This window comes from Sciscionella sediminilitoris (assembly GCF_000737195.2).
In the GTDB taxonomy this organism is placed as follows: domain Bacteria; phylum Actinomycetota; class Actinomycetes; order Mycobacteriales; family Pseudonocardiaceae; genus Sciscionella; species Sciscionella sediminilitoris.
Genome location: NZ_JALM01000020.1, coordinates 145,780 through 164,714, shown reverse-complemented (window position 1 = coordinate 164,714; position 18,935 = coordinate 145,780). Strand labels below are relative to the sequence as shown.

The following is an 18,935-nucleotide window of genomic DNA, read 5'->3' as shown; positions in this document are numbered from 1 at the left end:
CGGAACCCATGAGCTTCACCATTGCCGTCGATGTGGGCGGCACCTTCACCGACGTGGTGGCGACCGAGGGAACAGAGGTCTTCGCCGGTAAAGTGTCGTCCCGGCCGAACGACGAGGCGACCGCGGTGCTCAACGCTGTGGGGATCGTCGCCGAGCACTTCGGGCGCACTGCCGAGCAGACACTGGCCGGCACCGATCAGTTCATCCTCGGCACCACGGTGGTCACCAACGCGATGCTCGAGTACACCGGTGTTGCCACGGGGCTTATCACCACCAAGGGTTTCCGCGATGTCCTCGAGATCCGCCGGGGTTACAAGGAGAGCATTTTCGATCTGTCGCTGCCCGCGCCGCATCCGATCACCCGGCGCCGGTTCCGGAAAGGGGTCACCGAGCGGATCGACTACCGCGGCGAGATCGCGACCCCGCTCGACGAGGACGAGGTGCGCACCGCGGTCCGCGAACTCAAGGCAGCCGGGATCGAGTCCATCGCGGTGTGCCTGTTGTTCTCGTTCGTCAACGATGCCCACGAACGGCGGATAGCCGAGATCATCACCGAGGAACATCCGGATTGTTTCGTGACGCTCTCGTGCGAGGTGTTGCCGCAGATCCGCGAGTTCGAGCGGGTCAGCACCACCGTGGTCAACGCCTACACCAGCCCACTGCTCAAGCGTTACCTCAACCGTCTCGACGAGGGCCTGCGCGAGGCGGGCTTTCGCGGTGAGCTGGTCGTCATGCAGTCCAATGGCGGCATCATGGACGTCGCCTACTCGGCCCAGCACGGTGTCGACGCCGTGCTGTCCGGCCCGGCCGGTGGTGTGATCGCCGCGGTCGCGCTTGGTGAACGGTCCGGCTACCGCAACATCATCACCGGTGATATGGGCGGTACGAGCTACGACGTGTGCCTGATCCACGACGGGAAACCCGAAGTCGGTGTCGAGAACTGGATCAGCCGCTATCGGGTCGCCGTGCCGCTGATCGACATTCACACCATCGGCTCGGGTGGTGGTTCGATCGCCTGGGTGGACGAGGGCGGCGCGCTTCGTGTCGGCCCGGAGAGCGCGGGCGCGAATCCGGGACCGGCCTGCTACGGCCGGGGCGGCACCCGCCCTACGGTCACCGACGCCAACCTGCTGCTCGGTTTCATGGACCCGGACCGGTTCATGGGCGGCCAGCTGAGCCTCGACCGGGCGGCGGCCGAACGGGCTTTCGAGGAGCATGTGGCCCAGCCGATGGGCATCTCGGTCACCGAGGCGGCCGTGGGTGTGTTCCGGATCGCCAACAGCGATATGGCCAACGCCCTGCGGTTCGTGTCGGTGACCCGCGGCCGCGATCCCCGCGACTACGCACTGATGGCTTTCGGTGGTGCCGGGGCCATCCACGCCGGTGTGCAGGCGGTCGACCTGGGCATCAAAACCGTTCTGGTTCCCCGCAAAGCCGCCGTGCTCAGCGCATTCGGCGGTCTGGTCGCCGATTTCAAGGTCTCGCGTATCAAGTCCTACGTGCGCGCCGCCGAGGCGGTCCGGCCCGAGGAACTGACCGAGGTGTTCGACACGGTGCACGCCGAGGCGCAGGAATTGCTGCCGACCGCGGAGACCACGCACCTCGAGCGATACCTCGACGTCCGCTACGAGGGGCAGACGCGGGAGGTGATCGTCCCGTTGCGCACCCGCACCCGCCGCATCTCCGAGGTCAGCCTCGCCAGGGCGATCAACGAGTTCCACGAACTGCACGACCAGCTCTACGGGCACAAGCGGCCCGACCAGCCGGTACAGATCGTGTCCGCACGCCTCGATCTGACCGGGCTGCGCGGCATGGGCGATGTCACGCCACCGCACAAGTTCGTCGACGAGGACGCCTCGGCGGCGAAGGTCGGCACCCGAGAGGTGTACATCGAGGGCCGTGGCGGTTTCGTGCCGACACCGATCTTCGACGGCGCCGGTATAGAACCGGGCCACGTGATCCCGGGTCCGGCCGTGATCCACGAGCCGGGAACCACCATCGTCGTCGCGGACGGGCAGGAAGCCATGCTCGACCAGTACGAGACCTACGTGATCGAGGTTGTCCGGTGACGGGGCATGCGTCCGACGCCGACCGGCGGGACACGATCGCGCTCGAGATCCTGCGGACCCGCCTGATGGCGTGTGCCGAGGAACTGGCGGCGGTTCTGGCCCGCTCCGCGCCCACCGTCGAGGTGAGCCAGGCACGCGAGTTCACCGTGGCGATCTGTGACGCCTCAGGGCAGGTCGTCGCGCTCGACAACGCCCTGGAGCTGGCCTCGATCCAGGCGACCGTGTCCCACGCCATCGGCTACTTCGAATTCGACATCAGCGAAGGCGATGTCGTCCTGACCAACGACCCGTTCACCGGAGGAACGCGGGTCCAGGACATCACGCTCGTGGCGCCGCACATCGTGGACAGCGAGGTCCTGGGACTCATCGCGGTCCGCACACGGATCCGTGACATCGGCGGCCAGATCGGCGGCAACATCAACCCCGAGGCGACCGAGTTGCTGGCCGAAGGCGTCCCCGTCACCCCGGTCAAGATCCAGCGCCTCGGGCGACCGGTTCGGGACGTCGTCGCGGCCTTCCTGCTCAACGGCCGCCGTCCCGGGGAGACCCACCGAACCGTCACCGCAGCCATGGCCGTGCTCGAGATGGGCATCGGGCGCTGCGCGGAACTGGTCGCCGGCCACGGCGTCGAGCTGGTCCGCCGCTCCTTCCGCTACGCCCAGGACTACAGCGAACAGATCGCCCGCACCCTGATCCGGGGATGGCGGGCCGGACGCTACGCGGGCCAGCACGAACTCGACCTGGCCGACGGTGACTCGCCGGTCGTCATCCGGCTCGACGCCGAAATCACCGACAGCGCGGTGATCCTGGACTTCTCGGCATCCGATGCGCAAAGCGGCCAGTTCATCAACAGCCCCGCGAGTGTCACAGCCTCGTGCGCCATGCAAGCCATTCTCGTATCCCTGGGCGGGACCCTCCCGCCCAACGGCGGACTGCTGCGCGTCGTCGAGGTGCGCACCCGCCCTGGCACCATCGTCGACCCGGTGCGGCCCGCTGCCGTCGGCTGGGGTGCCCACCACCCCGGAAGTGAGGTGACCGACGTGGTCACCGCGACGCTGCGATCGGCACTTCCGCACCCCGCGCCCGCGCTCTCGGTTCCTCGACCGGCCGTTTTCTACCGGCCGAGCGGAGACCGAAGCGTCCAAATCGACCTCGGACGATGGGCGATCGGCGGCGCGAGTGCCACCACCGAAACGGACGGCTGGGGCCGACCAGCACTCGCCGCGAGAGGCGAGTTGCCCTCGATCGAGCAATGGGAAAGCGAGCAGCACCCGGGCATCGAGCGATTCGAGTACGCCGAAGACAGCGCGGGGTCAGGCGCCCACGCCGGTGCGCCCGCCGTCGAGGCAACGTTCGCGCTACCAGCCGGCCTGCTGTTCACTCTCTGGTCGCGATCGATGCACACACCCACCGCGGGCACCGACGGCGGCACACCGGGCAACCCGGGCAGTGTCGAGTTCGAGACCCCGGACGGCTGGCAGCAGGCCCCGCTCGTGGCCGCCGAAGCTCCCATCCCGGCCACCCGGCTGCGGATACGACTCAGCGGCGGCGGCGGGCAGGGCGATCCGCGAGCCCGGGAACACTCCGCCGTACTGGCCGACGTCGACGACGGGCTCATCTCGTCCACGACCGCGACCGAGGTCTACCGACTGGAAGGACGTGCCAGCGATGGCTGACCCCATCACCGCCGAGATCATCCGCAATCACCTGGACACCATCGCCGAGCAGATCTTCGAGACGATCTGCCGCTCCTCACCGAACTCCGTGGTCAACGAAACAAAAGACTGCGGCGCGGGAATCTACAGCTACGACGGCAGCACCTCGAAAATGGTGTCACGCGCGGGCATCATCGCGCACTCCTTCGCCGGTCTTTCCTCATCCCAGACCGTCCTCGACTTCTTCCGCGGCGACCTCCACCCCGGAGACGCCCTCCTCGTCGCCGACTCCTACCACGGCGGCAGCCACCTCGGCTGCTGGAACGTCGTAGTCCCGGTCTTCTTCGACGGTAAACCCCGCTTCCTCACCGGCGGCCGGCTCCACGTCCTCGACCAAGGCGGGCCGATGGCCGGCGCGGTCAACCCCCAGTGCCGGGAAATCTGGCACGAAGGATTCCGGATCCCGCCGATGAAGCTCTACGAGAAGGGCGCACGACGCCGCGAACTCTGGGACTGGCTGATGGCCAACAACCGCCTACCCGACATCACCGAGGCCGACGTCGAAACCATGATCGGCGCCTGCCGGGTCGGTGAAAACCAGATCACCGAACTCGTCGAGCGCCACGGCCTCGAACAAGTCGAAGACAGCCTCGAATGGATCTTCGGCTACTCCGAACGGAAATTCCGAGACCAAGTCAGCGCCTGGCCCGACGGCACCTATCACGGCCGCTTCACGGTCGACTCCGACTACGCCGACCACACCGACATCGACATCCGAGTCGCGGTCACCATCGACGACGACCACATGATCGTCGATTTCGAGGGCACCGACCCGCAAACCGACGGACTGGTCAACTCCGTACCCGCCAACACCATCGCCTACGTGTCGATCGCCCTGTCCGCCCTCTGCCCCCAGATCCCGGTCAACTCCGGATTCTACGAACCCGTGGAAATCAAGATGCCCGAAGGCACCATCGTCAACGCCGTCTCACCGGCCGCGACCGTGCTCGGAACGATCGTCTGCGGGGGCCAGATCGGGCAAGCGGTGATGAAAGCATTCGAGCAATTCGTCCCCCAACGCGTCGCCAACGTGTCCATCGACATCGCCAACAACTACTGCTTCGGAACCGACGACCGCGAAGACCGATTCCTCGTAGCATCCAGCAGCAACCCCAGGCAATTCTTCTTCTGGGACATGTCACCAGTCGCGATGTCGAGCAGCGCGGCCTACGGCCAAGACGGCTGGGGCGCATGGGCGACCCCGTTCAGCGTGTCACGCCCAGCCAACAACGAATTCACCGAAGTCCAGTTCCCCACCATTTACCACCAAGGCGAATACGCGATCGACAGCGCCGCCCCCGGACAATGGCGCGGAAGTCCCGCCTACATCATGCGCCGCACCGACCGCGGAGCCAGCAGCACCTTCGCCACATTCAATTCCCAGTCCCTGATCCACCCCCTGCCCGGATACGCCGGTGGCTACGAAGGAACCGGCAACTTCTGCATCATCGGTGAAAACGCCGACGAGGCCATCTGCGGCGAACACATGGTCGCCCAAACCTACGACCCATCCCAAGTGATCTTCTCCCACAGCGGCGGCGGAGGAGGCTGGGGCGACCCACTCGATCGCGACACCGAAGCCGTACTCGACGACGTCCTCGACGAACTCGTCTCCCTCGAAGGAGCCCGCCACGACTACGGCGTCGTCATAGACCCCACCACGTGGACCATCGACCGGGAAGCAACTGAACACGAACGCGCCCGGCAACGCGCGGAACCCTCCCGAACACGCCGCGGACTCGGCCGCGAAAAAGCAATCCAGCGCGCACACATCCGACACCGGATCCGATGAACACGCGCCGAACCCACAACCCACTCCGCGCTCGTACACCATTCGCGCCACGGCGAGAACACCGTCCAGGACGCAAACCAGCAGCCAGAACACCCTGCCCCAATCCGATGTCGAGGTGCCGTGCGCCGAGGCTGAGCAGCCGATCGACTGTGCCAGCCCCGTGCGAGTGGCCTGATCAGCAGAGTGAGAGGCCTGCGACGGTCGGCTCGGCGCCGATGAACTTCGCGTTCGCATCGGTGCCCGGCGGCAGAGTGAAGCAGCTGCTGTCCGGGGCGCGGTTGACGTTGACGACCACGCGGTATTCCTCGGCGCAGGCGTTGTGCAGGTAAACGAACAAGGTGGTGCCCGCGGTGCCGCCTTCTGACTGCACCTGCACACAGGTCGGCGCAGGGATCTTCGCCCCGGCCGACTCGGCAGGTGCGGCCGATGCGGCGGGCGCGGCGGATACGGTGCCCAGCACGGCAATTGCGGCACCGGTGAGGGCGATGTTCCTAGCCAGCATGACGTTCCTCCTTGTCGATGCAACGGTCGCCGGGAGGCTACGTCTGCGCCCCGGGGAGGGGTCCCATGTTGGTGAGGCAATATCCGAAATCGTCTTCACGGCGAGCAGCGACCTCAGGCGTGCGGGACGGCGGCGTCGATCAGGGCATCGCGAGGGTGCCCAGCATGAGCATGATCGGTGCACAACCAGACAATCGGATCAGGATCGAACGCGGTCGGATTCTCGAGACGAGATGCCCGAGGTAGCCGCCGCAAGGATGTGTGCCGTGTAGGGGTTGAGCTCGATCGGTTCGTCGTCGACGATCGCGGCGGCGATGTCGCGCACCTCGTTCGCCGAACGTTTCCGCGCAGTGGCGGGCGTCCCGCCACTGACCTACCTCACCCGCTGGCGGATGTTGCTGGCGCAGCGGGCACTTCGCGACGGCGACGCGGGCGTCGGATCGCTGGCCTTCACCCTGGGGTACGCATCCGGGGGCGCGTTCAGCACCGCTTTCAAACGCGAAACAGGAGAATCTCCGCTGAACTACCGACGGCGTATCAGCCACAACCTCGCGAACCGATAGCCGTCACCACCGCACCATGCCGTCATAACCATTCCCGCTGACCGGATTCGCAAGTTCGCGATCACTTTCCCCGGATGCCTGGCCCGACTACCGGCCAAGGCCGCAAGGCCAGATCCACACCGGGACGAACATCGACAACGCCTCCTATCCAGTCAGCGTCTGCGCCGAAGTGTCCGCCGTCAGTGCCGCCGTGACCCAGGGGGCGAAGCAAATCGAGACGGTCGCGGTGGTCGGCGATGCGGACAGTGTTTCACCGTGCGGACAATGCCGTCAGTTGCTCAGCGAATTCGCCCCCCACCACCACGGTGGTGTACCGCTGGCAAGGAGAAACGATCAGTGTCCCGCTCACCGCGCTGCTTCCGCACAGCTTCGAACTTCGCTGATATCCGCTCGCTCCGGCAGGAAACTCCGGCGAACAGTGATCCGGCCCAGCGGCACGCGCCATCCGCCAAGCGGGCAGGCCGTGGCGGGTTTCCAGGCCGCTGCCGGGTGGGCAGGGGTGGTTTCGTCCAGAGGCATTCACCGATCCTGTCGATACGGGGCTGATGCCATGTGGGCGGCGGATTCGAAGTCCGCTACGGCGAGGAGGTCGGCGTGTATGGGCAGGATGGAGCGCATCAGTATGTCGTGCCGGTGGGGATCGCTGTCGGCGCACGCGTCTTCGAGCAGCAATAGGCGGTAGTCGCGGTCGGCGGCGTCGCGGATCGTCGACAGGACCACGCCGCTGGTGATCGTGCCGCCGAGGACGAGGGTGTCGATTCCCTTTTCTCGCAGCAGTGAATCCAGGCCGGTGGTGCTGAAGGCGCTGACGCGGGTCTTGGTGACCGTGCACGCCGATCCTTCGGTGCGCAGCAGGGGATGGATGGCCGTCTCCGGTGTGTCCTCGGCCAGACGGCCGGCCTTGGCCAGTGGCGCGAAGGTCTTGTTGTGGTCGGGAACGGCAGCGTGCTCCTCGGGGGTGAAGGCGACGCGTACCTGTATTTCCTGGATGCCTGCCTTGAGCGCGGCTTGCTGTGCTCGCCGTGCCTGTTCCAGGAGTCGCCGCGATCCCGGGATGCCATCCAGGATGGCGGGCTGGAGGTCCATGAGCAGCAATGCGGTGCGATGCGGGACGAGATCGGGGGGCTTGCTTGGCAACGGAGTCCTTCTCCTCGGATTTAGTACAGCGCTGAATAATCCTGTACTGTAGTAGCTATGGCGAAGGAAGTGGAACTCGACTGGCTTTCCCCGGAGGAGTTGCGGGTCTGGCGCGCGTTCAACCGAGCGCATCAGGCGATCAGTGCCCGACTCGATGAGGATGCCGCTCGGGAGATCGGATTACCGCGCACGTATCTGGACATCTTGTTCCGCCTGCACCGTGCTCCCGGGCATGCCCTGCGGATGACCCGTCTGGCCGAGATCACGCATTCGAAGGCGAGCCGGATCACGCACGCGGTCGGCCAGTTGGAGCAGGAGGGCCTGGTGCGCCGGGAGGTGCCCGAAGGGGATCGGCGCGGCTGGCTGGCGGTACTCACCGAGGAGGGCGAGCGGCGACTGGCCGAGGCGGCGCCACGCTATGCGAGCAGTATCCGCGAGCACTACCTGCAGGTTCTCTCCGAACGAATGCGCGAGCAGATCACCACCATCGGCGAGACGTTGCTGGCCCGGCTCGATCCGGAGCTGCTGCCCGGCGCTGGAGAGAAGGAGGACGAGCGGGATTGATGGCGACCTCCGGGCGCACCAGGCGCGGCTTCGAAGGGCGGGACTCCGAGGGAGCGCACCTGTGGCAGGTACAGATCCTCGCCGGGCTCGGTGGTTTCCTGGCAGCGATCAACAACGCGATCATGGCCGTGGCGCTGCCGACAGTCGCCGAGCATTTCCACGCCTCTGCCGGTGCGGCTTCGTGGATCGTGCTGTCGTACATGCTGGTGACCACGGTGCTGGTGTTCGTGTTCGGGCGGGTGGCCGACATGCTCGGCCGCCGCCGCATGTTCCTCGGTGGTCTGGCGATCCTGGCGGCGGGCGGTCTGCTGGCCGGGTTGGCGCCCACCGTGACCGTATTGATCTGCTGTCTCTGCGTGGAGGGTGTGGGCGCCGCGGCGCTGCTGTGCAACATCACCGCGCTGATCACCGACGCGTTCCCGCCCGCTCGACTGGCGAACGCATTGGGTATCAACGCCACGATCGCCGCGCTGGCGCAGGTTCTCGGCCCGGTTCTCGGGGGCGTGCTGACCACAGGACTCGGATGGCGGGCCGTGTTCTGGTTCAACGTGCCGATCGCGCTGATCGGCCTGGTCTGGGGCCGGTTGAGGCTGCGACCCACTCCGGCGCAGGCGCGCGGGGAATCCTTCGACTTTCCCGGCGCGATCCTGTCCATGCTCGGGATCGGTGGGCTCATCCTGGCGCTCTCCGAAGGCGGAACCGTCGGCTGGACCAGCCTCCCGGTGCTGATCGGTCTGGCCCTGTTCGTGCTCTGCCTGCCGGCGTTCCTTGTTCTGCAGTCCCGGCGACGCCACCCCCTGCTCGATCTGTCGCTGTTCACCGACCGCGCGCGCAGTTTGGCCTATCTGTCCCTGTTTCTGATGGCGATGGCCTACTACGCCGTGGTTCTGCTGATGTCGCTGTACTTGCAGGCAGTGGCTGGGAAGTCCGCCGACGAGGCCGGGTTCCACGTGCTCTATGTCGCCGTCGGCATGGCGGTCGCCTCGCCCGTGGCCGGACGCCTGCGCGCCCGGTTCAGTACCCGCGCACTGGCCAGCACCGGACTGGGCGCCACCGCGGCCGGATTGTTCGCCCTTGCCCTGCTGATCGAACCGCGAATCGGTGAGTTGTGGCTCGGTACGTGCCTGCTGGTGATCGGTGCGGGAGTGGGGCTGTTCATGACCCCCAACACCAGCTCCGTCATGAGCTCGGTCAACCCCGAGCGCCGCGGCATCGCCAACGGCGTACGGCAGACCGTGCAGAACGCAGGATGGACCCTGTCCACCGCACTGTCGCTGATGATCGTGACCATGAGCCTGCCCGGCCCACTCAAACACGCCGCCTACGCAGGCACCGTCGGCACGCTCGACCCGCGCACCCTGGACGGACTCACCACCGGTTACCACTGGGCGTTGCTCATCCTCGGCACGATCTGCATCCTCGGCCTGATCGCCTCACTGGCCCGCACCCGAGACCAGGAAAGCACCTGAAGCACGAACAGCGGAAGCTCGCCGACTCGAAACGGTCGAGCAGTCACGGAATGACGTGAGCAGAGGTCGGCCTTCCGGCTGGAGAGCCTCGCCCTCGCCCGACCGCGTCACGCCGAATGTTTGAGGTGTGTGAGCATCGCGGCACCGAACTTTTTCGCGAGGGCGCAGGGTTTGCTCCTGTTCGGGCCGGCGCCGATCGCGGGGATGATCGATACGGCCAGGTGGTCGGTGACACCGAGCCAGAGGGTGCAGGTGCCGGATGGGCGGCCGTCCTGGGTGTCGGCGAAGACCGCGGGGTAGCCGTCGACGGTGGTCGGTTCGAAGTAGGCCTGGCGTTCCTTCTGGTCGTAGATATCGCTGATGCCGCCGGTGTTCGGCGGTACCGGGGCCATGCCGATGGAGTTCTGGCCGTTGTCGGACGAGCGCCATTGGCAGGCGGTGAGTTGCCGTGTCGTCTTTTCACCGGGTGGGATCAGTCCGAAATCGGTGGCTTCCGCGTTGGTGAGGACCGTGCACGGGTTGTCGAGCAGTTCTCGGGTGGGCAGCGGGACGGGGACCCTCGGGCCGGATCCGCTGCCGGCCGCGCTGGAACTCGCCGGGGCCGAAGACGGCGCGGCGCTGTTCGTACTGCTGCTGCAGGAGGTCAGTAGTCCGAGAACGGCAACGGCAGCGGCGATTCGGACAGTGTGGCGCGGCATGAGCAGCTCAACCCTTCGGACAGCGGTGGCGTCGCGTGCTGGCTGCTCGACGACGATGATCGAACCCTTCACGGGCTGCAACGCGACAACGGCGTTGATCACGACCCAGACCATACCCCTGACGCAGCCACAGTGGTGTCCGCCAGGTCATCTTCCAATCTGCACTGGAGACCTCGTGTATCGAGGAGCTGCCCGGCACAGGTTGACCCTGGCAGGGCGGTAGTCCGTGGTTTGCCCCGTGCATACCGACTTTGACCGGCGCTCGGTGGTGCTGGAGGTCGGGAAGCCGTAGTCTTTGCCGATGGTTCGGGGAGAGGACATGACATTCCGGCCGCCGTTGGTCCTGCGGATCACGGGCTGGGTGGTGGCTGTGGGTGGGCTTTTCTTCCTGATCGCCGGTGTTCTGTTTCTCTCGGGTGGTGTGCGGGGCGGCCGAGTGGGGCACGGCGACGCGGTCTTGATGGCTGCCACCGGTGGGGTGTTGACGGTTGTCGGTCTTTTCATCGCGCTCCGGAGTTCGGTCGTGCTGCATCTCGGGGCTACGTCGTTGTGGTATCGCAAGTTCTTGTTCGTGCGCGGCTCGATGACCTACGCCGGAATCGCGGACATCACGCTGATGCCGGGCCCGGCGCGCAGTGTGCGTATCCGGGATCGGGACGGCCATACGGTCGCGATCAACGCTTTCTCGGTGAACTGGGATCCGATCCGGACCTGGGCCGTGGATCACGGTCGCACGGACATCGTCGAGAGCCTGAGCTAGGGGAACATTGTCCCCTGACTCAGAACAAGTGGCCGCGTTGCTGTTGTGCGAACAGCAGTCGTCGTGGCTCCCGAACCGCCGCGGTAGTCCTTCTCGGCTACGGCTGACCGGTGGGACTCACGGTGACTTCGGAGCTGTAGCGGGGTGTGCCATCGGGGTTGTCGCCGAGGTAGAAGTGCGTGCTCATCGTGGTAGCGGCCGGGTCCAGAATGGTGCGCCACAATGTCCTGATCGGATAGTCGATGGCGTTCTCCGCGGTGAATCGTACGGTGTCCATCGCCGCGCGGAGCCGGTCTCCGGTGATTTCTCCGGTGGTCGTGTTCTTGGCGAGCTCTTGGTATCGCCGGTAGGTGGCCATGGTTTCCGTGTTGTCCGCGGGTAGCCGATCGGGCTCGGGGTGCTCGTGGAGTGGATGATTGGTGACGCACAGCGTGCTGCCGCTGGGTTCGAGGATGTGTTCCACTCCGCCTCGGCCACGTTCCCAGACGAAGGCGTCGCCGTGCGCGTCGGCGATCAGGTAGTGCAGTGGGACTCCGAGGTCGTATTGTTTCGCGCCGAGCAGTGCCTGTTTGGCCTCGTCGCTCGTGCGGCAGGTGTCCAGCAGGAACCGGGGCAGTTGTGCGCTGCTCAGCCCGACCTGCGGCTCGGCATCCACCGGTGCGGTGGCGGTGGCCGCGTCGGCGATCAGCAGCACGACCGTGAGGCCGTGTTCGTTGATGCCGTCCATGCAGCCGTCCAGCTCGTTCATGGTCAGCACGGTGGTCGCGGGTCCGTCATCGGGGCGGCTGGTGATCAGGTATGGCGCGGAGGCCATCGGGGGTTTGTCCGAATGCACTGGTTCGCCGGTGAGCATTCCGAACAGTTCGGTGGCGCTGGCGGTGAAGAAGTCGTAGTTGCGGCCGAGCAGGCCGTGCCCGCCGACCGTGCTCGACGGCAGGCAGTAGCTCGCCGAACACGCCGAACCCGTTGGCACACTGGAAAGCCCGTCGACGTGCACCAGGTCGGCATCCGGATCGATACCGAGTGCTTCGGCTGTTCCGCGCATCCTGGCGTGGTGCTGTGGCCATTCTCGTTCGAACCAGCGTCTGCGGGCCCGCGCCAGCCAGGTGGTCGCCGGCCGCGGCCGCCAATCGTGTTCGGTCAGTGCCGCGGTGGCCACGGCATGACCGATCGAGGTCTGGCTGCCGGTCGCGATCAGCTCGCGCACCGTCATGAACTCGCCGGGCCCGCCGGCGATGATTCGGGATGTCATGCTCGCTCCTTATTTCGGTGTCCGCCACATCGGCCAGATCCGCGGGCCGGAAGGCAAGGTGATGGGTTCGCCGTGGTCGACGAATCCGTGCCGCAGGTACAGTGACCGGTTCCGCGCCGAGCTCGCCTCCAGATAGGCGGGTACGCGTTCGGTGTCCGCCTTGGTCAGCCGATCGGTGAGCAGCCCGCCGCCGATCCCGGTGCCGCGCACGGTGGCGGCCACCCCGAGAAACGGCAGATACAGGTGTTCCCAGCCGATCGGGTGCCGGGGCTCGGTGTATTCGATGAGGGTGGCCAGTTGCGCCAGATGCGGGTATTCGGCGATGTCGATGGGTTCACCGGTGAACGGGGATTCCCCGATGGCAAGCGGTAGCCATACCGCGACGGCGTCACCTTCGGCCGAGAACGTCAGTGCACCTTTCCCGGCGGAGGCTTCCACGAGCGGGCGGAACATCGACGCCAGCATTCGCTGCCGCCCCATCGGTTCCGGAAACAACCATTCGGCAACCGGGTCGTGTGTGAAGGAATCCCTCAGAATTCGAACGCTCGCCTCGATATCGCCCATGGGTTCAACATATCGGACCAGTCGCCGTTGTCCAGGAGATCCGCGGATTACGGGTGCAGGCCGGAGAAGTGAGGTAGGGGAAACCTCAGCGAATCAACGGTCGCGACCGCTCCATATCACTCCAGGTAGAAGTTCGGTAACCACAACGTGCCGATCAACGAGGGGTGTGGGTTTTTCATGTGGAGAATTTGACTTTCCAAATCGCTGCGTCGGCCGAGTTCGTTTTCTGATTCCCGGAGGATCTCGTCCGCGTTCAGTTCGTCGCGATCCGGGTCTTCGCCGGAGTGAACGGTCAGCCGCATCACGGTCCTGCTCGCGAGGTCCAGAACGTGAAGGTTCCGGCCGGTTTTCGCCACCGATTCTATCAGGCCGATATCTTTGCGCTTGAAAGCGATTCGCAATGGGATCGAGTCGATATGCCAGAGACAGATATCGATCCGCGGGATGCTTGTGGAAGGGTTCATCGCCGGTTGCAGCTGCCTGGCCGCGGCTTGGAGTTCACCGGCCTTGCGCAGAGCCAGATCCCAGTCGCCATCGCGGTAGGTGGTTATCAGCTCGGCCGTGCGCTCCTCGATGGCGGCTATTCGGGTCCGGAGCGCCGTCCGCTTCCCCTTTTTCCCGAACATGATGACTCCCTCTTCGGTCATGCTTCAGTTCTCGCACATCGCGGATGACGGTATCCGTGCCGTTCGGGAGGGGTCCCGAACGGCACGGAGGTCAGCAGAGATTGCGGGGATGCTGGCCGCTGGGTTGCCGAGTGTTCCGTGCGGCGCTCAGCTTTGTCGGTGCGGAGACCGGAGTGTTTCCTCCTGGGCGACGCGTTCGTCGGTGAGTCGCCGGAGGAATTCCGCTGTGCCGTACCGGATCCGTCCGGTGGTGGTGCGCGGGTCGTATCCCAGCTCGCGGGTCAGTGCTTCATGGCGGGCTTGCAGTGTGGAGTGGTGCATTCCGAGTTCGGTGGCCGCGGAGCGGATGCTGTCGGTTTCCACGAGTGTGCGCAGTATGTGTGCCGAGCGGGTGTCCAGGCGCATGAGGTTACGGATGTCGTCGTGGGGTTCCTGGGGGTCGTGTGCTCGAGCGAGCATCAGGAGGGTGCCCAGCTCGCTCGCATCCAGGACGGGCATGCCGGGTTCGGTGAGTTGGAATGCGATCATCGCCGCCTCCCACGATCGGGGTGCCTGGTCGGCGCGTACCCAGGTTCCCAGGCCCGCTGGGGTCGATGGCGGCTCGGTGCTCGTCTTGCCCAGGGTGGCCCGCAGTATTCCGTGGTGGGTCGGTACCGCCGTTGAGGGCGTGTCGCTGAGGCAGGTGTTGGGTTTCGTCGCGATGATCCGGATACGCGAGCTGGGGGTGATACTCAGTTTGGCCAGGGCTGTTGTGCGTTCTTCGAGGGTGCGTGCGGGGTCGATGGCGGTTTCGAGTGCGCCGACCGGGTCGTAGCGGGTCTCGAGCAGATCGAGTGCCACGGCGAGGCGTTCCACGATGATTTCGTCGTTGGCGTGGGGTTCGCCGGTGCGCTCGAGCCACACCGAGCCCGTGGAGCATTCACGGTGTGGTGCGTGCGGATGGTCCGTGGCCTCCGGGGGTGTCGTGTCCTCGGGGCCGCGGCGGCTGACGCGCCCGTGCCGTTGCGCACCGGCTACTACTCCGGAGAGCGCGGCCGCCCCGCGAAGCAACCCGTCGACTCCTGCCCCGGCGGTGACGAGTGTGTCGAAGTAGCCGACGACCTTCAGTGGTTCGCTCACCTTGGGATCAAGAGAGTCAAAACCTCCGACAAGTTCCCGCATGTGCTCTCCCTCGCGTGTCCGGAACAGCCTACCTTCCGTTTCCGGCAGTGGGCGCTGTGTCGAGGGAGCGGGCTATCCGCCTGTTCCGAGTGGTGATCGCGGTCAGGGTCGGCGGGATCTGGTCGGCGAGTTCGGTGAGTACGGCCTCCGGTTCGGGGTCGAAGGGAGGACGGGGGATGTTCGGGGGCATTGGGGCTCCTTCAGCGGAGGGTCAGCAGGGTCTTTCCGCCGAGGCCGCGGCGCAGCGAGTGCAGGGCATCGACAAGCCCGTCCAGTGGGAGTTCTTGCACCCAGCCGGTGGTGTCGTAGTACCCGTCGGCCATGGCCTTGATGACCGCGTCGAATTCCTCGGGGCGGTAGCCGACCGAACCCACGATCCCGGTCTCGCCCATCATGAGCTGGGTCGGCTGGAAGTCCATCGGGTGCTCGTGCAGCGCGGTGATCACCAGACGTCCGCCGGGGGCCAGGCTCGTCACGGCAGTGGTGATCGCCGGTCCAGCGCCCGCGGCGTCGATTGCGGCGTCCACTCCGTCCCCATCGGTGAGCGAGGCTACGGCCTTCGCCAGTTCCCCGTCGTTGCCCGGATCCACGACGTGCGCCCCGAGGGCGGCCAGGATCTCGCGGCGGTCGGCGCTCGGCTCGGACACGAGCACCTTCTCCACTCCGCGGGCCTTGAACGCGAACCAGGCACCGATACCGATCGGTCCCGCTCCCGCCACGAGCGCGCTGCCGCCGGGGTCCACGCCGCTGCGCGCGACGGCGTGCCAGCCGACGGCCATGGGTTCGACGAGCGCCCCCATGCGCAGGTCCACCCCGTCGGGCAGGACGTGCGCTTGCGATGCCGCGCACACGGTGAACTCCGCGAGGCCACCGCCCTCGACATTCGCACCGAGCGAACCCATCAGCGGGCACGAGAAGGGCAGCCCCCGGACACAGGCCGCGCACTTGCCGCAGGACAGTGCCAGCGGGAACACGGCACAACGGTCACCGAGCCGCACGTCCGTCACACCCTCACCGAGCTCGACAACGGTGCCGCCGAACTCGTGACCGAGGACCTGGGGCAGCGTGGCGCCGGTCAACGGGTGTGGTTCGTCCAGGGAGAACGGCAGCGACTCGGGGTAGAAGTAGAAATGCAGATCGGAACCGCAGATACCGGCATAGGCGTTGCGCAACTTCACTTGTCCCGGACCAGGACTCGGTTCCGGCACCTCCTCGATGCGGAGATCCTCCTTGCCGTGGAACCGTGCTGCCTTCATTCTTCGACTTCCTTTCCGTGGCTGAACGTGCGCGACCCGCCGTTTCCGGGCGGCGATCGCGGCCCGGACCAGACCCCAGGACAGTCCTCGATCGGATAGGGATCCGGGAACTCGGGCCATGATCCGGCGGGTGACAACGGTCGTGGCACCGCCGTGCTCGGCAGATCCCGGCATTCTCGCCCGCCATTCGCGCGCCCCCCGAAAACCGCGGAATGCGCGAACGGCGGGGCGATGCCTGCTCATCCGCCGCGATCGGCGGTGTCCTCAGCCGATCCCGGCAACGGACGGTAGTGCCGAGTCCGCCGCGAACCTGAACGGCGGCACCGACCGAAGGAGTCAACGATGACCTGGCCAGTAGGAGAAGCAGCGTTCGTCACCGGTGCGGCATCGGGAATCGGCCTCGGTATCAGCCGGGCACTCGTCGCCGCGGGCGTGAAAGTGGCACTCGCCGACATCGACACGGCTCGGCTCACCGATATCGCCGAAGAACTCACCGATGCCGGGGGCACGGTGACGGCTGTTCAACTCGACGTGAGCGATGCCGACAGCTGGGCGACTGCGGCCGACCGGGCCGAGGATCAGCTCGGGCCGATCTCGATCCTGTGCAACAACGCGGGCGTCAACGGAGGCGGCCCGCTCGACCGGACATCACTCGCGGTGTGGCGCTGGGTGTTCTCGGTCAACATCGAGGGACAGTTCATCGGGGTCTCGACCTTCCTCCCGCGATTCAAACAGCACAGCGGACGGGCACACATCGTCAACACCGCCTCGATGGCCGGACTCGTACCGATGACCAACGTCGGCGCCTACACCTCCTCGAAATTCGCCAGCGTCGGATTCTCGATGGTGCTGCGCGAGGAACTTCGGGAAACCGATATCGCGGTGTCCCTGCTCGCACCGGGAACGGTAGCCACCCGCATCAACACCACCGCAGCGGAAGCCGAAGCGAAACTAGTCGGACAGCAGGTGAACACCGATGCTGTCGCCGCCAACGGCGCGCTGCTCGCCAAGGGCGCCGATCCGGACCGCGTGGGCGAACAGGTCCTCGAAGCCATGCGGCAACGCCAATTCCTGATCGTCACCCACCGCGACTTCGAACCACTAGTCGAACGGGTACACACCGAGATCGAACAAGCCTTCAGCGAATTCGACGGCCGGCACGGCCCCGACGCAGCAGCACGACTGCTGACCGAGGGCCAGAACCCGGTCTCGCACTGACACTCCGCGAGGCCCTCACAGATATTGACCATACGGTCCATATCTGACAGAGTTAAGGACTGTATGGTCCATAACTTGAAGGAGGGCGGCATGGCCGTCTTGGCGGGAAAGGTCGCCGTGGTCACCGGAGGTGGCATCGGCATCGGATTCGCGACGGCGCGCGCGTTCCGTGCGGAGGGGGCGAAGGTGTTCATCACCGGTCGCCGCAAGGAGGCACTGGACGCCGCGGTCGCCGAGCTCGGAGCGGACGTCACGGGTGTGGTCTGCGATGTCTCGGTGTCCTCGGAGCTCGACGCGCTCTACCAAACGGTGCGCGACCAGGCCGGTCGCATCGACGTACTGGTCGCCAATGCCGGGGTCGGTACCGTGGCTCCGCTCGGCGAGGCGACGGAGGAAGTGATCGACTCGATGCTCGCCACCAACGTCAAGGGAACGATATTCACCCTCCAGCAGGCGTTGCCGCTGCTGAGCGCCAACGCTTCGGTGATCCTCACGGGTTCGACCGCGACGACACGGCCCAATCAGGGACTCGAGGTCTACGGGGCATCGAAGGCCGCGATCCGCAACCTCGCCCGTGGCTGGGCGCACAGCTCGCGCACCCATGGCTTCCGGGTCAATGTGGTTTCCCCAGGCGCCACCCGCACCCCCGGTCTTCTCGATCTGGTCACTCCCGAGGCGCTCGAACAGGCCGAGGGGGAAGTTCCCCTTGGCCGGCTCGCCGAACCCGAGGAGATCGCCGCCGTGACGACGTTCCTCGCCTCGGACGCGTCGAGTTACGTCAACGGTGCCGAGTTCTTCGCCGATGGGGGTTCCGCGCAGGTGTGAGTGCTCTCGTCCGGCACTGGAGACCGGCTAGGCTCGGAGCCGGAGCCACTGCTCCGTGATCGTGAAGGAGGGAGCAGCGTGTCGGCGTCGGAATCCCGTTCGAGGGGCGAGCAGGTGGGGCTCACCAGGGAGGCGGTCGTCGCTGCCGCCGAGTCCGTCGCCGACCGGGCAGGTCTCGCCGATCTGTCGCTGCGCGCGGTCGCCACGGAGCTCGGGGTCAGTCCGACCGCGATCTACAACCACGTCCGGGATCGGGACGAGCTGGTCGATGCCGTCGCGGACGCGTTCGTGTCCCGGGAAGTACTCCAGCGGATCGAGGAGGGGATGGATCCACTGGAACGGGTTCGCCTCGTCGCCCGGCGGCTGCACCGGGCCGGTATCGAGCACCCCGGCCTGCTCACCGCGATCGTCGGCTATCTGCCGGAACAGTCCCCGTCCGCGCAGATGGACTGCGCCCAGCTGTTGCTCGCCGATCTGCGGGAGGCGGGGGCGACGCCCGAACGGGCCGTCGTGCTGTACCGGGCGCTGCTGACCTCCTGTGTCGGCGAGGCCGTCGCGCACGCGAACCATCACCGTCCCTGTGCCACCTCGATCGAGGATCGACTCGAGCGGCATCGGAGCTTCGAGCGATATGGCGTGCTCGGCGACTATCTGCGTGGTGCCGCGAAACCCGAGTGGGAGGCGAGCTTCGAGCAGCAGCTCGATCTGGTGCTGCGCGAGTTGGATCCCGATCAGCGCGGAAGGCGCTGACGTCCGAAAACCGCT

General features: G+C 66.3%; 19 protein-coding genes and 1 pseudogene. 11 read left to right on the top strand and 9 right to left on the bottom strand.

Annotated elements, in window-relative coordinates:
- The first annotated feature begins 8 nt into the window (after positions 1-8).
- The 3 genes from AD72_RS10720 to AD72_RS10710 are packed head-to-tail and all read left to right on the top strand — an operon-like array spanning position 9 to position 5,576.
- Entirely contained in the window at positions 9-2,069 is a 2,061-nt protein-coding gene (locus tag AD72_RS10720) for a hydantoinase/oxoprolinase family protein (protein ID WP_031466311.1), read from the top strand.
- On the top strand, positions 2,066-3,745 hold the full coding sequence (locus AD72_RS10715) for a hydantoinase B/oxoprolinase family protein (protein ID WP_031466310.1): 1,680 nt from the start codon (positions 2,066-2,068) through the stop codon (positions 3,743-3,745). The genes AD72_RS10720 and AD72_RS10715 overlap by 4 nt, the downstream gene beginning before the upstream one ends.
- Positions 3,738-5,576, top strand: a complete 1,839-nt coding sequence (locus AD72_RS10710) for a hydantoinase B/oxoprolinase family protein (protein WP_031466309.1) — start codon at positions 3,738-3,740, stop codon at positions 5,574-5,576. The genes AD72_RS10715 and AD72_RS10710 overlap by 8 nt, the downstream gene beginning before the upstream one ends.
- Before the next feature lie 175 nt (positions 5,577-5,751).
- Here AD72_RS10710 and AD72_RS10705 read toward each other — a convergent pair whose 3' ends face one another.
- Positions 5,752-6,078, bottom strand: coding sequence for a hypothetical protein (locus AD72_RS10705; RefSeq protein ID WP_031466308.1), 327 nt, complete (start codon positions 6,076-6,078; stop codon positions 5,752-5,754).
- A 274-nt stretch (positions 6,079-6,352) separates the two neighbouring features.
- On the opposite strand from AD72_RS10705, the gene AD72_RS10700 reads away from it, so the two are divergent.
- Positions 6,353-6,640, top strand: coding sequence for a helix-turn-helix transcriptional regulator (locus AD72_RS10700; protein WP_031466307.1), 288 nt, complete (start codon positions 6,353-6,355; stop codon positions 6,638-6,640).
- 37 nt (positions 6,641-6,677) lie between these two features.
- Positions 6,678-6,920, top strand: a pseudogene (locus tag AD72_RS38190) (cytidine deaminase family protein); the annotation flags it as partial.
- Between the two features lie 239 nt (positions 6,921-7,159).
- Here AD72_RS38190 and AD72_RS37540 read toward each other — a convergent pair.
- On the bottom strand, positions 7,160-7,777 hold the full coding sequence (locus tag AD72_RS37540; RefSeq protein ID WP_037345330.1) for a cysteine hydrolase family protein: 618 nt from the start codon (positions 7,775-7,777) through the stop codon (positions 7,160-7,162).
- Positions 7,778-7,834: 57 nt separating this feature from the next.
- Here AD72_RS37540 and AD72_RS10690 point away from each other — a divergent pair, with 57 nt between their 5' ends.
- Positions 7,835-8,341, top strand: a complete 507-nt coding sequence (locus AD72_RS10690; protein WP_051898472.1) for a MarR family winged helix-turn-helix transcriptional regulator — start codon at positions 7,835-7,837, stop codon at positions 8,339-8,341.
- Complete coding sequence (locus tag AD72_RS10685) at positions 8,341-9,810, top strand: MFS transporter (protein WP_051898470.1); 1,470 nt, start codon at positions 8,341-8,343, stop codon at positions 9,808-9,810. The genes AD72_RS10690 and AD72_RS10685 overlap by 1 nt, the downstream gene beginning before the upstream one ends.
- Positions 9,811-9,917: 107 nt before the next feature.
- Here AD72_RS10685 and AD72_RS10680 read toward each other — a convergent pair whose 3' ends face one another.
- Positions 9,918-10,610 (bottom strand): DUF3558 domain-containing protein, encoded by a 693-nt coding sequence (locus tag AD72_RS10680; protein WP_197284925.1) that lies wholly within the window; start codon positions 10,608-10,610, stop codon positions 9,918-9,920.
- A gap of 217 nt (positions 10,611-10,827) precedes the next feature.
- On the opposite strand from AD72_RS10680, the gene AD72_RS10675 reads away from it, so the two are divergent.
- On the top strand, positions 10,828-11,268 hold the full coding sequence (locus AD72_RS10675) for a hypothetical protein (RefSeq protein WP_031466302.1): 441 nt from the start codon (positions 10,828-10,830) through the stop codon (positions 11,266-11,268).
- 97 nt (positions 11,269-11,365) lie between these two features.
- On the opposite strand, the gene AD72_RS10670 is transcribed toward AD72_RS10675, so the two are convergent.
- From AD72_RS10670 to AD72_RS10650, 6 genes are all read right to left on the bottom strand, one after another.
- The gene (locus AD72_RS10670; RefSeq protein ID WP_031466301.1) at positions 11,366-12,520 is read right to left on the bottom strand and encodes a C45 family peptidase; all 1,155 of its coding nucleotides are present in this window, start codon (positions 12,518-12,520) and stop codon (positions 11,366-11,368) included.
- A 9-nt stretch (positions 12,521-12,529) separates the two neighbouring features.
- Positions 12,530-12,973, bottom strand: a complete 444-nt coding sequence (locus AD72_RS10665; protein ID WP_156365130.1) for a GNAT family N-acetyltransferase — start codon at positions 12,971-12,973, stop codon at positions 12,530-12,532.
- Positions 12,974-13,200: 227 nt separating this feature from the next.
- Complete coding sequence (locus AD72_RS10660) at positions 13,201-13,731, bottom strand: hypothetical protein (RefSeq protein ID WP_031466299.1); 531 nt, start codon at positions 13,729-13,731, stop codon at positions 13,201-13,203.
- Positions 13,732-13,857: 126 nt separating this feature from the next.
- Entirely contained in the window at positions 13,858-14,829 is a 972-nt protein-coding gene (locus AD72_RS10655; protein WP_051898465.1) for a hypothetical protein, read from the bottom strand.
- Positions 14,830-14,899: 70 nt separating this feature from the next.
- On the bottom strand, positions 14,900-15,061 hold the full coding sequence (locus AD72_RS36455; protein ID WP_156365129.1) for a hypothetical protein: 162 nt from the start codon (positions 15,059-15,061) through the stop codon (positions 14,900-14,902).
- Between the two features lie 10 nt (positions 15,062-15,071).
- Positions 15,072-16,127, bottom strand: coding sequence for a zinc-binding dehydrogenase (locus AD72_RS10650; protein ID WP_031466297.1), 1,056 nt, complete (start codon positions 16,125-16,127; stop codon positions 15,072-15,074).
- Positions 16,128-16,469: 342 nt separating this feature from the next.
- Here AD72_RS10650 and AD72_RS10645 point away from each other — a divergent pair, with 342 nt between their 5' ends.
- The 3 genes from AD72_RS10645 to AD72_RS10635 all read left to right on the top strand — a co-directional run bounded on the left by AD72_RS10645 (position 16,470) and on the right by AD72_RS10635 (position 18,920).
- A complete protein-coding gene (locus AD72_RS10645) occupies positions 16,470-17,345 on the top strand; it encodes an SDR family NAD(P)-dependent oxidoreductase (protein ID WP_031466296.1) in 876 nt (291 codons plus the stop codon).
- A 90-nt stretch (positions 17,346-17,435) separates the two neighbouring features.
- Entirely contained in the window at positions 17,436-18,170 is a 735-nt protein-coding gene (locus AD72_RS10640) for an SDR family NAD(P)-dependent oxidoreductase (protein WP_031466295.1), read from the top strand.
- Between the two features lie 78 nt (positions 18,171-18,248).
- The gene (locus tag AD72_RS10635; RefSeq protein WP_031466294.1) at positions 18,249-18,920 is read left to right on the top strand and encodes a TetR/AcrR family transcriptional regulator; all 672 of its coding nucleotides are present in this window, start codon (positions 18,249-18,251) and stop codon (positions 18,918-18,920) included.
- Positions 18,921-18,935: the final 15 nt, after the last annotated feature.

Bases quoted from the DNA above. Each gene is read 5' to 3' on its own strand.
- AD72_RS10650 (WP_031466297.1), bottom strand. From the start codon at position 16,127: ATGAAGGCAGCACGGTTCCACGGCAAGGAGGATCTCCGCATCGAGGAG.
- AD72_RS10710 (WP_031466309.1), top strand. From the start codon at position 3,738: ATGGCTGACCCCATCACCGCCGAGATCATCCGCAATCACCTGGACACC.
- AD72_RS10640 (WP_031466295.1), top strand. From the start codon at position 17,436: ATGGCCGTCTTGGCGGGAAAGGTCGCCGTGGTCACCGGAGGTGGCATC.
- AD72_RS10670 (WP_031466301.1), bottom strand. From the start codon at position 12,520: ATGACATCCCGAATCATCGCCGGCGGGCCCGGCGAGTTCATGACGGTG.
- AD72_RS10660 (WP_031466299.1), bottom strand. From the start codon at position 13,731: ATGACCGAAGAGGGAGTCATCATGTTCGGGAAAAAGGGGAAGCGGACG.
- AD72_RS10705 (WP_031466308.1), bottom strand. From the start codon at position 6,078: ATGCTGGCTAGGAACATCGCCCTCACCGGTGCCGCAATTGCCGTGCTG.
- AD72_RS10675 (WP_031466302.1), top strand. From the start codon at position 10,828: ATGACATTCCGGCCGCCGTTGGTCCTGCGGATCACGGGCTGGGTGGTG.
- AD72_RS10645 (WP_031466296.1), top strand. From the start codon at position 16,470: ATGACCTGGCCAGTAGGAGAAGCAGCGTTCGTCACCGGTGCGGCATCG.
- AD72_RS10690 (WP_051898472.1), top strand. From the start codon at position 7,835: ATGGCGAAGGAAGTGGAACTCGACTGGCTTTCCCCGGAGGAGTTGCGG.
- AD72_RS10685 (WP_051898470.1), top strand. From the start codon at position 8,341: ATGGCGACCTCCGGGCGCACCAGGCGCGGCTTCGAAGGGCGGGACTCC.
- AD72_RS10720 (WP_031466311.1), top strand. From the start codon at position 9: ATGAGCTTCACCATTGCCGTCGATGTGGGCGGCACCTTCACCGACGTG.
- AD72_RS10665 (WP_156365130.1), bottom strand. From the start codon at position 12,973: ATGTTCCGCCCGCTCGTGGAAGCCTCCGCCGGGAAAGGTGCACTGACG.
- AD72_RS36455 (WP_156365129.1), bottom strand. From the start codon at position 15,061: ATGCCCCCGAACATCCCCCGTCCTCCCTTCGACCCCGAACCGGAGGCC.